Below are 12,591 nucleotides of genomic sequence, written 5' to 3' on the forward strand. Positions count from 1 at the left end.
TGCCTGACCTGCGTCTCTTCAAGCATCCACCGCAACGCAGAAATTCGAGCATGCGCCCGAACAAAACGTATCGGGGTTCCCGCGCCGGGCACGTGCTTGCTGTGACTGAGCGCTTCAGTTGGCCATTGAGCGCCCCAGTTGGCCGCTCTGGTGCTCAGGGTTGTTGATCAACACCTGGCGGCGCTCAGCCCTCGTCGGATCGCCACAACCAGCGGAGGGCATCGGGGAGCAGGACGCCGCCGTGGTTGGGGCTGTGACCGCCGTCGCCCAGGACCAGGCGGAAGTCGTAGCCGGCTTCCGCGAGCGCGGCCGCGACGCGCAGGTTGTTGGCGAGCCAATTCCTCTCAGGCTCGTTCCAGTGCAGGTCGCGATGGCCCGCTTGGAGGAAGATGCGCAGCGGCTTGCGGGGAAGGCGGGGAATGAGTTCGGGGTAGGGGTTGCCGCCGGGCATCTGCGTGAAGCTGGACAGGAACGCGGTGACCCGGCGGAACTTGTCGGGGCGCAGCCATGCTGCGGTGAAGGCGCAGTTGCCGCCGCTGCTGCCCCCGCAGATGCCCCACTGATCGGGATCCTCGGCGATCGAGTAGTGCTTGCTGACCTCAGGGATGATCTCGTTCAGGAGGAAGCTGGCGTACCGATCGTCGAATGCGTCGTACTCGGTGTTGCGGTTCTTCGGATCCTCGGCGTCGGGGAAGATGCCGGGGTCGACGAACACGCCAATGGTGACCGGGATGTCCCCCCGGTGCATGAGGTTGTCCAGGACGATCGCGCCGCGGACCTCACCTGCGGGGTCCAGGTACCACCATCCGTCCTGGAACACCATGAGCGACGCTGGTTTGGAAGAGGTGTAACTCGCTGGTACGTGGACCCAGAACTTCCGGGACGTGCCGGGGTAGATCGCACTGTCGCTCCAGTCGAACTCGATCGTCTCGCCAGAGGGAACGCCGGACTGCGCAGCAGAGTCGGGGCCGTGGGCGTAACGAACGTCTGACTGGTGAATCGGAAGCGGCTGGTAGGGCACCTCGATCGTCACGCGGGCCAACCTAGGAGAGATCGGGACCTGCCTCAAAGGGGTTTAGGGTCCGTTGCCCAGCGAGCTTGTCGGCGTGCTCGAGAAGTGCGTTGTGTAGGAGACGGGCGAGGACCGGGGGCGCCCTGCTCCGAAAGGCCGGCAGGATCGGCGCCCTGCGGCCAACTGTGACGCTCAGACTGGCCAACTGAAGCGCTCAGTCACACTTGCATGTGTCTGAGGGCTCTCGGGGGCCGTGAGCGTTCTAGTTGGCCTGGGTGAGTGCCGGGGGTGGCCGGGTCATGTCAGAGGTGGCTGGCACGATGCGCAGCATGGATCTCGTAGACCCGCTCGACGGCCTGGATACCCGCCCCTGGTCTTCCCTCTCCCATGCCTACGGCAGCGCGGCGGATGTTCCCGATCTGCTGCGGGCTCTGACGGGCGCCGACGCGGATGGGGCGAATGATGCGTTGTCGCAGCTGTACGGGAGCGTTCTGCACCAGGGGACTGTCTATGCCGCCAGCGCGGAGGCGGTGCCGTTCCTGGCCTCGATCGCGGCGGCCGGCCACCGCACGGCAGACGTCCTGGCGCTGCTCGGCGGCATGGCCGAGAGCGAGGACGAGTACGGCGTGGCACCGGGCGCGGTCCGGGCGGCCGTGGTGGACCGGCTCCCGTTGCTGCTGCCCCTGCTGGCCTCCCCCGAGCCGGAGGTCCGCCGGATTGCGGCCTGGGCGGTGTCCCAGACGCGCGCGACCGCGATCGTGCTCCCCACCCTCCACGCCCGCTGGGACGAGGAACCCGAACCCGCCGCACGTGCCGAAGTCCTGGCCGGGATCGCCCGAATCGATCCGCAGGGCGGCGCCGCGGTGGCCGCCACCGTCCTGGACGCTTCCCATCCCGCCGAGGTGCGCATGGCCGCCGTCTTCGCCAGCCTCGACGCGGACGCTCCGTGGACCGAGGCCATGCACACGACGATGCTGTCCCTGCTGCCGGCCGACCCCTTGCGCTCTGATCTCGACCTCGAACGCGGTGAGCCGCTGGCCGCCGTCGTCGAGGCCCTCCTTGGCCGGGGCCCACGCATGGAGCGCAAGGTGGCGTTCGCGCTGGTCGACGCAGCCCTGCACGACGACCGGGCCGAGGTGCGGGCCGAAGGCCTCTGGGCGGCCGACCGCGCCTGCATGCTCTCCCGCAGTGCCCCGCGGCGACTGGTGTGGAACCTGCGAGCGGCGGCCGTCGACGAAGAGTCGGTGGTCGCCATGTCGTCCCTCCTGGGCCGACTGGGCGCTGTCGCCGCACCGGCCGCGGACGTCCTTGCCCCGCTCGCCGGACGGAACCTGGACCAGGACGACGACCATGCGGACCGGGCCCTGGCCGCGCTCGTGCTCGTCGCGCCGGCACAAGCGGCCCCGCTCCTGGCCGCCGGCCTCGGGCGGCGCCCGCGGGCCCTCGACGCGGCCGCCGGGTTCCGCAGCCCGACGGACTTCACCTTTCCGTACAACGGCGAACTCCTCCACGCGGTCAGGAACCGCCTCGCCCGACCCCAGGACCTCAGCGGCAACGAACCGTGGCAGCTGACGAACCTGCTGGCGCAGTGGGGCACCGAGGCAGCACCGGCGTTGCCCGAGCTGTGCACGGTGCTCCCCCACTTTCCCAGCCAGGCTGCCCGGGCCATCGCTTCCGTCGCCGCCAACTGCGCCCCCGGCGAACGTGCCCGGGCCGTCACCTCGTTGCAGACGGGCGCCGAGCAGGGAGTCCTCCCCGCGGCGAGGGCCCTGCACGACCTCGTCGGCGAGATAGCGCCCCTGATGCACTGCCTCGAACAGGAACCCCGGCGTGGTGCTGATCAGCTCAGGGAGGCCGCCAGGATGGCCGGTGCGCTCGGCCACCGGGGAGCGGCGCTGGCGCCGGCACTGCGCGAAGCGCTCAGCGGACCGGACGGCGACACCACGCCCGCCCTGCACACGGACACGGATCTCGCCGAGGCTCTGTGGCGCGTCACGGGGGAAGCGCACGAGGCAGTCGCCGTTCTGGACTCGGTCTTCGCCCGCGCCGCACAGAACCCTTGGTCCCGGTGGTCAGTGGTGCGGGCAGCCCGCACGACGGCCCTCCTTGGCCCTGCGGGCCGGCCACTCGCCCAGCGTCTGGAAGCCGCCCTCGACGATCCGGCGCAGGCACCGGCCGCGGTGGTGGCCCTCACGGCCGTGGCGGAACCCGCCGCACTGGACCGCACCGCGCTTGCCGCGGCCGCATTGCGGTCCGCCGAACTGGACGCCGATCCATCGGGTGCCTGCGATGCCCTGGAAGCCCTCGGCTCCGACGCATTGACCAGCGACCACCTGCGCCAGCTCGCCATCCTCGCCGACGGCGACGCCCGGATCGTCTGCTCCGGAGCTGAAGACCACATCATCGACCAGGACGAAACCTTCCGAAAGCACGCCCGGACACTCCTCACCACCTTCACAGACGCAACTCACCGACCAGCCGAGCACCGTCGGCCGCCGAGCCCGCGGGCTCCCGCAGGCAGCACCGCCTCGTCCGACGCCCTTCACGATCCGCCACCAACGAAGTGGGCAAGCGTCCACATGCGACCTGATCGAACACGTGTCTAAGCTGGAACACGGCGCAGCCCGTTCAACGGGACGTCAGAGCATCAGAGCACTGCCGGGCCGAGCGCGAGACAAGGCACTCGCAACGCGTTTCGACTGCCGCGGGACGCGTCCCGCAAGCCCAGCGCCACCATGGATCCGGTCGCCGCCGCCATCCCCTCCGAGACAGGAGGCCCAAACCATGGACATGAAACTCGAGGTCGTCGTGGTGCCGGTGTCCGACGTCGACCAGGCCAAGGACTTCTACACGGCGCTGGGCTGGAGGCTCGACGCAGACATCGCCCCTGACGGCGACTTCCGGGTCGTGCAGGTGACCCCTCCGGGTTCCCCGGCGTCGGTCATCTTCGGCAGATCGGTCACCGATCAGGCCCCAGGCTCAGCTCAAGGCCTGCACCTGATCGTCGACGACATCGAGGCCGCCCACGACGAACTGATGCGGCACGGCGCCGACCCGAGCAATGTGTTTCACGACACCGGCGGCGTCTTCCACCACGCCGGCGCTGACGCCCGGGCACCCGGCCCTGATCCACAACACGGCAGCTACGGCTCCTTCCTGTCGTTCAGCGACCCGGACGGCAACGGCTGGCTCCTGCAGGAAGTCACCACACGGCTCCCGGGACGACTGGATCCCACGACCACGTCATTCACCTCAGCCCAGAACCTAGCCGAGGCCCTACGCCGGGCCGCGGCGGCGCACGGTGAACACGAAGCGCGCATCGGTACGGAGGACCCGGACTGGCCGGACTGGTACGCGCGATACCTGGTGAGCGAGCAGACCGGGACGGAACCGCCCACGTGAGCGGTCGGATGCGCGGTCCACGGCCGTAACAGGACGCCCTGCCACCTGACAGGCAATCATGACGCTCCGTCAGGTCTGTGACCACCTCCGTCACGGTAGGTCGTGACTGGTGACGGTGCTGGTCATGCAGGCCGACGAATCGTTCTGGGACTCTCACGTGTTCGACGGGATCGACGACGTGGACGTCGCGGCGCTGACCGCCGACTTCGGTGCGATCGACTGAGGGATCTGCCGCTCGGTGGGCAGAGCAGGGAGGCCGGCGCCCTGACCCTGCTCACGGGGACCGGCGTGCCGGCTCCTGGACTGGTCGCGGTTGATCCGACCGCCGCGCAGTACGAGTATCCGTCGCTCCTGATGACACATCTGGCGGGGCGGACGGTCCTCGACGATGAGTGATTGGAGACGCGCGTTCCTCTGCTGGCTCGTCAACTCGTGGCGATCCACGCGTTGCGACCCGCCGAGCGGCCCCGGGGTATGTGGCGTTGACGACCGCCGACACCGTCGTGACTCCGAAGGGCGCCGACGCGGCGGCATGGGCCGAGGCGATCGACGTGATCCGCAAGCCCGCACCACCCTATGAAGGGCGATTCCTGCACCGGGACTTCCAACCCGGCAACGTCCTGTTCGACGTGCCGCCCCCAAGGCCGGCAGGTGCCCGGATCACCGGCGTCGTCGACTGGGCAGCGGCCTCCTGAGGGCCGGCGGACCTCGATGTCGCGCACTGCTCCACCCATCTCGCGCTGCTGCACGGCCCGGCGTGGGGTCTGCGGTTCGCCGAGGCGTATGAGGAGGCCGGCGGGGTGCTGGCCGCGGCCGCGAGCGAGCGGCTGTACTGGCAGGTGCGGGACGGGCTGGCGTGCTCAGAAGAAGTGCAGTTGCTGTCGCAGTCCTGGCGGGAGGCGGGGAGGGCAGAGCTGAGGACGCGAGCCGTGGAGGAGCGGCTGGATGCCTATGTCACCGCCCTGATGGACACGCTGGGCTGAACCAGAGCGGCCCGGGGTGGGAGCACGGTGGCGAGCGCCGGACCAGGCTGCCACGTCCGGGAGCGGAGCCGATCGCACACCCGCACCGGGGCACCCCCGAGTAAGGACTGGCTCCCGGCCGACAGCTCTGCGACGCCTCCGAATCGAACGGCAATATCGCCGTAACGGCTCCCCAAGATCTGTGCCAGAGCCGAGATTCGAGGTGTGGCCCGCACCGGCACAGCACGCAACGGTGCTCCGCCCGACCGACAGCTACGGCGCCTCCCTCCAGAGGGCGCCGTAGTAATGGCCGCAAAAACAACGGATATCGCTGATCTGGGTGGTGCCGCCCCGGTGATCGTCGAAGTGCTCCGGCTCAGCTCCGTCGGCGGACGGCTGGGTCCCGCTCGGCGACCTGCCGGGCGAGAACGTCGACCCTGGGCCGTGCGTACCGCTCCAGGGAGCGGACGGAGGCGTGGCGGGAGGGCCGTGGGGGCGGAATTGGTCGATTCCGCCCCCACGGGCCGATTGGCCTCCTGCGCGGAGCGGCCGGTGACGTGCTCGTGTCGGCCAGCTGGCGCGGTCAGTGCTCGCCGAAGAAGATCTCCTTGACCTCGCGGACCGCGTAGTAGACGAGGACGTACCCGGCCAGCGGGTCGGCCCACCAGAGGCCGGCCAGGGAGTCGAGCACCAGGCCGGCCAGCACGGCGGCGGCCAACAGGCCGTCGATCAGGGTGACGCGGCCCTCGGTCTTCAGTACCGGGTTGTCCAGGGCCGCGCCGGTGCGGGCCTTGCCGAAGGCGAGCGCGAACATCACTGCCGCGGTGACGGCGGTCCAGGCGCTGCCCAGCGGGGAGTGGTGCGGGCGGAAGCCGGCCACCAGCACCCAGGTGGACTGCACCAGCAGGTAGGCGGCCAGCAGCGCGAACCCCGCACCGAAATCGCCGTTGTGGCAGGTCAGAGCTTGATCGACGCATCAGGCAGGTCAGGCAAGTTGTTCGACGTTGGGTAGCGCGGCGAGCCGCCGACAGGGATCAGGCCGTCGAGGACGTCGACGACGAACTGGGACGCGGGGGATCGCTTCGAACTCGTCTCGTGAGTCGTCGTTCAGCACCGTGTACGTTTCAGGTGACGGATGCTCAGCGATGGCTGGGCCCGCCGGTCAGTCGATGCCTTCGATGATGCGGAAGTCGCGCTCGACGCCGTCGGGGAGGGCCACCAGCGCCTTCTGGTATGCCTCGCTCTCGTATGCCGCGACGGCCTGTTCAAAGCTGTCGAACTCGACCAGAACGACGCGTTGCGTGATTCCGGCCTCGTGGGCGACGACTCGACCGCCACGGGACAGGGTGCGCCCGCCCCCAGCCCGGACAGCCGGACCGGCCAGCTTGCCGTAGGCAGTCAGCCTCTCAGGGTCGGAAATGGCGGGGTAGACACTGACCCAGTAGCCCTTAGCCATGGAAACCTCCTGTGTTCGGCCGGACAGGTCCGACTTCGAATCGACACTCAGATCGATCGATCCAGGCGACGGGTACTGCGGTCAGTTGAATCGCCATATGCGCAGGTTAGGGCTTGATGTGCGGCCGAGGGAAAGACCGGTACGGGATAGACTCAGAACGGCTCGTTATCAATTGGCAGGGAGGGCACGTGGCGCCGGATACGGTGAGCCTGCGGTACTTCCTGGTGCTGGCGCAGGAGTTGAACTTCACCCGCGCGGCCGCACGGATCGGTATCGCACAGCCCGCACTCAGCGCCCGGATGCGCCGATTGGAGGCGGAACTCGGTACGGCACTGCTGGTCCGCAACACGCGTAGCGTCGTATTGACCACGGCCGGTGCGGCTTTGGCGGAGTCCGCGCCGCCCGCGCTGGCGGCGCTGGACCGGGCGTGGGACACCGCCCGGAGCGCGGCGGCCGGTGAACTGGGCACGCTGCGCATCGGATACAGCCTCAGCGCCGGGGCCGAGACGGCACCGGCCCTGGTGGACAGGCTGATTCGCGGCAACAGCGGACTCGAGGTCGGCGCGGTCCCGATGGCGACACCGGAGATCTCCCCCGCGGTCGCCGACGGCCGCATCGATGCCGGGATCACCCGCGGTGAACAGCCGGGCCGTGGCGTGCGCCGGTTCCTGCTGCGGCGTGCGCGCATCGGGGTCCAGCTGGCGCAGCACCATCCGCTGGCCGAACACCCGGAGATCGAGATCGCCGACGCGGCCGCGTATCCGCTGCGACTCCCGGACCGTGCGGCCAACCCCGTGATCCACGATCAGCTGTCCGCACTGTTCCGAGACACCCGGCCACACCCCCGATTCCACACGCCCGCAGTCTCTTTCGACATGTCTCAGCGCGACCTGCGCGACGGGGTCACCCTCGCCCCGGCCGGAGAAGCCGCGGCCACGGCACAACCGGCCGGTCTCACCTGGCGACCGCTGCGGGGCGCGCCCAGCCTGACGTTCCACCTGGTCCTCCCACGCGAGCAGTCGCCACTACACCGCCGCATCCGTGCCGTCGCCAAAACCCTGGCGCACGAGCTGCACTGGCTGCCGGACTGACGCGCAAGAGGTCAAGCGAGACGGACGCCTGCGGTGGCGAGGCCCAAGACCCTGTGCCCGGACTTCGCGGTGATGACGACGGCGGTCTTGCTGAATGTCCGACACGACCTCGCTACGCCGGCGGATCAGCATCCGATGATGGCCCCGGGTCCGGTCCGAGTCGTACACCGCGGCGACGTCCTCGCCCAGCCCGAGATCTCGGCGGATACCGCGCCTTCGCCGACGCCGAACCGGACAAGCACGGGTAACCGGCGGGAATGCCCGCCGTCAACGGCGTCCATGACGTCGGTCAATGCTTAACGCCAACCACTGTTCCCTCGCTGTCCGCGTACGCGCGCAGCAGGGCCCAGGACACAACCGGCAGGGCGCCGTCGGCCTCGGCGCGCGCGGCGGACACCAGACGGCACAGCCGTGCCCACCCGGCGGCGTTCTGCGCGAGCAGGGTGATCCGCAGCGGCGGCTCCACCACGTGCGCGCCGCCGCGGACCGGCGTACGAGACCGGGCAGCAGTCAGGTTCGGCGGCGTGAGCGGGGCGACGGCCACGTCGACACCGAAGACCGACCGCACGCCGGAGGCCGCGGCGGCCTTGGCGAAGCGGACTGTGCCCGCGACGGTATCCCGGTCGGTCAGCGCGAGCGTCGTCATGCCGCGCTCGGCCGCGCGCTGCACGAGGGCGTCCGGGAGGGAAGCGCCGTAGCGGGCCGAGTAGCCGGAGGCGACGTGCAGATGAGTAAATCCAGCACCCTGCACCTCCCGTCTCGCGAACCCCCTTGCCTGACCTGCGTCTCTTCAGGTATCCACCATAACCCAGAATTCGAGCAAGCGTTCGAATAGAAGCTTTCGGATGTGTCGCCTAAGCCCGCCCCAGGGTGTGACTGAGTGCTTCAGTTGGTCATTGAGTACTTCAGTTGGCCTCCGGCGCTCAGCTTGCTGCTTCAGCTTCGTGCCAGGGAATCGCGGTGTTCCCAAGCAGGTGAAGCCGTGCCATCCGGTCATGCACGCGGGGCGGGCCAGGAGTTGAGGGGTAGGGGGCCGCGGTCGATGACGGTGCGGATGCAGAAGGTGCTGCGGGCGTCGCGAACGGGACCGATGGCCAGGATCTGGTCTGTCAGCACCTTCTCGAAGGTGCGCAGGTCCGGCACGGCGAGCTCGACGAGGAAGTCGGCGTCGCCGGAGACCACGTGGCAGGCGACCACGTGGTCGATCGCCTTCAGTGCCTCTTCGACCACCTGGGAGGTGGTGCGGGAGTGCTCGACCTTGAGGGAGAGGAACACCGTCAGCCCGAGGCCGAGGCGCTCGCGGTCCAGATCGGCCCGGTAGCCGGCCAGGACTCCGTCCTCCTCCAGCGCCTTGGTGCGGCGCAGGCAGGACGAGGGGGACAGGCGTACAGCCTCGGCGAGGTCGACGTTGGGGGTGCGTCCGTGGCGCTGGAGGTGGTCCAGGATCGCCCGGTCGATGCGGTCGTACAGGGGGCGTGGCATGAAATACAGCGTATCGGCCGTATCGGCGAATAATCCTGCGCTGCGGTGCCGTACAGGCACCCACTACGCCATCGTGTGCGGGACTCGGCGGCGCATTCTGGTCACGCGCTGCGGCCGCCGAACCGGTCCCGCTGCCGCCTCCGTACCCCCTCTCACCGCCATCGGACTGCCTCATGCACACCTTCCCCCTGGAACCCGACCGCGCTACGATGGCCGAAATGGGACGTCTCGTCCTGGACCGTGTCGTCGACCGCACCGAGAACCTCGCGGCCCGCCCCGCGACCAGCCCCCTGTCGCCGCAAGCCGAGGCCGAGCTCGTGGAGTCCTTCCTGGCGCCGCCGCCCGACCGGGGCGGTGACCTGAAGGCTCTGCTCGCACGTCTGGACGAGGCCGCCGACTGCGCTCTGGAGACGGCCGGGCCCGGCCACCTGGCATACATCCCGGGCAGCGGTCTGTACTCGGCCGCGCTCGCCGAGTTCTACAACCGTGCCGTCAACCGCTACGGCGGACTGGCCTCGGTCGCCCCGGCCCTCGCCGCGCTGGAGGAGAGCGTGATCCGCTGGATGGCCCGCGATGTGTGCGGCCTCCCTGAGGGCAGCGGTGGCCTGTTGACCAGCGGCGGCTCGCTGGCGACGTTCTCCGCGGCGGTTGCCGCCCGCCACCACAGGCTCGGCGAGGATCTGACCGGCGGCACCGTCTACACCACCGCCTTCGCACACCACTCCATCGCCAAGGCCGCCCGCCTCGCCGGGATCCCCGCCGCCCGCGTACGTACCGTGCCGCACACCCCGGAGCTGCGGATGGATCCGAAGGCCGCCGCCGCGATGATCCGCGCCGACCGGGACGCCGGGCTGCGGCCGTTCCTGCTGGTGGCCACCGCCGGCACCACCGACACCGGCACCGTCGACCCGCTGCCCCAGCTGGCCGGCCTGGCCCGCCGCGAGGACGTGTGGTTCCACATCGACGCGGCCTACGGAGGCTTCTTCCGGCTCACCGCACGCGGCGAGGAACGCCTCGCCGGTATCGAGGAGGCCGACTCGATCACTCTGGACCCGCACAAGACCCTGTTCATGCCGTTCGGCACCGGCGCCCTGGTCGTCCGCGACCTCGCCGCCCTGCACGCCGCACACGACGGCACCGGCAGCTACCTCCAGGACATGGGGGCGGCGGGAAGCGTCCCGGACTCCGGTCACCTCGGGCCCGAGCTGACCCACGAGATCCGCGGTCTGCGGGCCTGGCTTCCCCTGCACCTGCACGGGGTGGACGCCTTCCGCGAGGCCCTGGACGAGAAGCTCGACCTGGCCGAACACGTCCACGACACGCTGTCCGGCGTCGCGGAGCTGGAGGTACCGCAGCGCCCGGACCTGTCCACCGTGATCTTCCGCGTCCGCCCCGCCGACGGCAGCCGGGCCGCCGCCGAACGGGCCGACGAGGCGAGTCGCCGACTGCTGGAGCGGATCAACGGCCACCGGAGCATCGTGCTCTCCAGCACGGTCGTCGACAGCCGCTACACCCTGCGCGTCTGCGTGGTCTCCCACCGCACCCACCACGACCGCATCACCGCAGCACTAAAGATCATCACCGCCGAGGCCAAGCGCCACACCACCGCGTAGCGGTCTCCGGCCACCCGCGAGGCTCAGAGCGGCCCACTGAAGTGCTCAGTCACAGCAGCGATAGTTGGCCAATCGCAGTCCTTGCAGTGACAGGATCGGTGCTATGGGCACCGAGACGGACTGGGCGTACCAGGTGTTCGAGCCGCACGGCTCGGAGGGATGGCGCCCTTACGGCAGCGACCCTGAACGGTGGCGGGGTACGATCACCGCCGACGATTCGGGCGAGGGCGCCCATTACGCCGTCACCCTCGTCGTCACCGACCTGATGAGCGAGTGGAAGATGCGCGGCCTTCCGCGGGCGAAGCACGTGCGGGTCTTCCTCTGGCGCGGCGAGAAGGACGATGAGGCGGACGCGGACATCATCGTGGAGGTCAGGCCGAGGATCCACGCTGAGTGACCGCCGATCGGCAAATCCGCGCACAGGCGGGATATCGGCCCGGGGCACGGGATAGGTCGAGACCGCGGTGACCAACTGTCTCTGAGCAAAATAGCCAACCGCAGTTGAGCACCGGCCGTTCACCAGCAGACTTCCCGTCGTCTCTGGCCACCTATCGCTGGAGGTCACACCTGCGACGCTCAGATGCTGATCTCGATGCGGCGGGGCCGCCGAGCCACTCGCGCCACCCTGGGTGCGGTGGGTGGTGCCGCCGGCGGCCCTTCTTCTGGCAGTCCAGCCCCGGCGGATGGTGGGCCGTTAACCCTCAGCGGCCCGCCGCAGCACGGCCACCGGCTGGTCGATGCTGTGGTCCAAGGTCTTCATCCCGTATGGTTCCTGCTCGTCCTCACTGAGCTGTTCCCGCCCGTCGGGATGCCGGGAAATGTGCACCTGCATGGACGGGATTGGGTCGTTTCCCTTTGGGATGACCCACCACATCGAGGCCCAGTCCGGTGCCTGCGTCATCCGCATCACCTCACTGCTCCGATAGATCCTCGACTGGTAGCGGAAGTAGTCGTTAGCCCCAGCCGGAAGAGCACCACCGCCGACACCAGCAACCCGAGTACCATGCAGCAGCCCGTGGCACGCCGCCGCCACCCGGGCTGCCCCCCCCCCACGGTCACGAACCCCAGCGCCGCCCTGCGGCCCACCGGTCCTCATGCCCTCAGCATCGACGCCCTACGACCGCCTCGCAGCCGCCACACGCATGCGAGTGACACCCGCCCCCACACCGACCCGCCTGGTATTGCGGATTGGATATGGCGGGCCGGTACTGGCGTGGAGTTACCTGGTCACACGAGGGCGTCATCCTGTTCGAGGCGGCGACGCGGGCCGGGGCTGCCCAGAGCGGTGGAAACAGCACCGGGCAGCCAGGGCAGTGAGGGCTGCCCCGGCGAGCGGGGCCAGGAGGTAGGCCCACAGGTGGGTGGGCTTGTCGGCCCAGAGGGCGGGGCCGAACTGGCGGGCGGGGTTGGCGGATCCGCCGGTGAGCGGGCCGAGGCTGACGATGACCGCGGCCGTGGCGGTCGGGAGAGTCAGCGGGATCCACTTCCTCCAAGCGGGGCGGGACATCAGCAGGAGCGCCACGGTGATGATCGCGGCGGTGGCCGCGGCCTCGGCGGTGAAGAGGGCGACGGC

11 protein-coding genes and 2 pseudogenes are annotated in these 12,591 nt (G+C 69.7%); 6 read left to right on the forward strand and 7 right to left on the reverse strand.

What is annotated here, in order from left to right; translation table 11 throughout:
* Positions 1-184: 184 nt before the first annotated feature.
* Positions 185-1,033, reverse strand: a complete 849-nt coding sequence (locus BEK98_RS46980) for an alpha/beta hydrolase (RefSeq protein WP_094222926.1) — start codon at positions 1,031-1,033, stop codon at positions 185-187.
* A gap of 308 nt (positions 1,034-1,341) precedes the next feature.
* On the opposite strand from BEK98_RS46980, the gene BEK98_RS46985 reads away from it, so the two are divergent.
* The 3 genes and pseudogenes from BEK98_RS46985 to BEK98_RS46995 form a co-directional block, all read left to right on the forward strand.
* Positions 1,342-3,618 carry a hypothetical protein gene (locus BEK98_RS46985; RefSeq protein WP_143684280.1) on the forward strand — a complete coding sequence of 759 codons (2,277 nt, stop codon included), beginning with the start codon at positions 1,342-1,344 and terminating at the stop codon, positions 3,616-3,618.
* Positions 3,619-3,796: 178 nt separating this feature from the next.
* Positions 3,797-4,414, forward strand: a complete 618-nt coding sequence (locus BEK98_RS46990; protein ID WP_094222928.1) for a VOC family protein — start codon at positions 3,797-3,799, stop codon at positions 4,412-4,414.
* 246 nt (positions 4,415-4,660) lie between these two features.
* Positions 4,661-5,397: pseudogene (locus BEK98_RS46995) on the forward strand (phosphotransferase family protein); the annotation flags it as partial.
* A gap of 562 nt (positions 5,398-5,959) precedes the next feature.
* Here BEK98_RS46995 and BEK98_RS47000 read toward each other — a convergent pair.
* Positions 5,960-6,277 (reverse strand): cation efflux transmembrane domain-containing protein, encoded by a 318-nt coding sequence (locus BEK98_RS47000; protein WP_244202321.1) that lies wholly within the window; start codon positions 6,275-6,277, stop codon positions 5,960-5,962.
* Positions 6,278-6,538: 261 nt separating this feature from the next.
* Positions 6,539-6,832: a DUF1330 domain-containing protein gene (locus tag BEK98_RS47005; RefSeq protein ID WP_094222929.1), complete on the reverse strand. Its 294-nt coding sequence runs from the start codon at positions 6,830-6,832 to the stop codon at positions 6,539-6,541.
* Between the two features lie 188 nt (positions 6,833-7,020).
* On the opposite strand from BEK98_RS47005, the gene BEK98_RS47010 reads away from it, so the two are divergent.
* The gene (locus BEK98_RS47010) at positions 7,021-7,923 is read left to right on the forward strand and encodes a LysR family transcriptional regulator (RefSeq protein ID WP_094222930.1); all 903 of its coding nucleotides are present in this window, start codon (positions 7,021-7,023) and stop codon (positions 7,921-7,923) included.
* A gap of 304 nt (positions 7,924-8,227) precedes the next feature.
* On the opposite strand, the pseudogene BEK98_RS47015 reads toward BEK98_RS47010, so the two are convergent.
* Positions 8,228-8,674, reverse strand: a pseudogene (locus BEK98_RS47015) (PHP domain-containing protein); the annotation flags it as partial.
* Positions 8,675-8,916: 242 nt separating this feature from the next.
* The gene (locus BEK98_RS47020) at positions 8,917-9,405 is read right to left on the reverse strand and encodes an Lrp/AsnC family transcriptional regulator (protein WP_094222932.1); all 489 of its coding nucleotides are present in this window, start codon (positions 9,403-9,405) and stop codon (positions 8,917-8,919) included.
* Positions 9,406-9,623: 218 nt separating this feature from the next.
* Here BEK98_RS47020 and BEK98_RS47025 point away from each other — a divergent pair, with 218 nt between their 5' ends.
* Positions 9,624-11,018 (forward strand): pyridoxal phosphate-dependent decarboxylase family protein, encoded by a 1,395-nt coding sequence (locus BEK98_RS47025; protein WP_244202322.1) that lies wholly within the window; start codon positions 9,624-9,626, stop codon positions 11,016-11,018.
* Between the two features lie 103 nt (positions 11,019-11,121).
* Entirely contained in the window at positions 11,122-11,415 is a 294-nt protein-coding gene (locus BEK98_RS47030; protein WP_094222934.1) for a hypothetical protein, read from the forward strand.
* A gap of 297 nt (positions 11,416-11,712) precedes the next feature.
* Here BEK98_RS47030 and BEK98_RS47035 read toward each other — a convergent pair whose 3' ends face one another.
* Both BEK98_RS47035 and BEK98_RS47040 read right to left on the reverse strand, forming a co-directional pair.
* Positions 11,713-11,919: a hypothetical protein gene (locus BEK98_RS47035; RefSeq protein ID WP_143684281.1), complete on the reverse strand. Its 207-nt coding sequence runs from the start codon at positions 11,917-11,919 to the stop codon at positions 11,713-11,715.
* A 339-nt stretch (positions 11,920-12,258) separates the two neighbouring features.
* The coding region (locus BEK98_RS47040; protein ID WP_208643441.1) for an aquaporin at positions 12,259-12,591 on the reverse strand (333 nt) is incomplete at its 5' end.

The sequence above is a fragment of the Streptomyces diastatochromogenes genome, assembly GCF_002242805.1.
Taxonomy (GTDB): domain Bacteria; phylum Actinomycetota; class Actinomycetes; order Streptomycetales; family Streptomycetaceae; genus Streptomyces; species Streptomyces diastatochromogenes.

Coding starts and splice junctions, on each gene's coding strand:
- BEK98_RS46990 (WP_094222928.1), top strand. CDS start 3,797: ATGGACATGAAACTCGAGGTCGTCGTGGTGCCGGTGTCCGACGTCGAC.
- BEK98_RS47020 (WP_094222932.1), bottom strand. CDS start 9,405: ATGCCACGCCCCCTGTACGACCGCATCGACCGGGCGATCCTGGACCAC.
- BEK98_RS46985 (WP_143684280.1), top strand. CDS start 1,342: ATGGATCTCGTAGACCCGCTCGACGGCCTGGATACCCGCCCCTGGTCT.
- BEK98_RS47035 (WP_143684281.1), bottom strand. CDS start 11,919: ATGACGCAGGCACCGGACTGGGCCTCGATGTGGTGGGTCATCCCAAAG.
- BEK98_RS47005 (WP_094222929.1), bottom strand. CDS start 6,832: ATGGCTAAGGGCTACTGGGTCAGTGTCTACCCCGCCATTTCCGACCCT.
- BEK98_RS47025 (WP_244202322.1), top strand. CDS start 9,624: ATGGGACGTCTCGTCCTGGACCGTGTCGTCGACCGCACCGAGAACCTC.
- BEK98_RS47030 (WP_094222934.1), top strand. CDS start 11,122: ATGGGCACCGAGACGGACTGGGCGTACCAGGTGTTCGAGCCGCACGGC.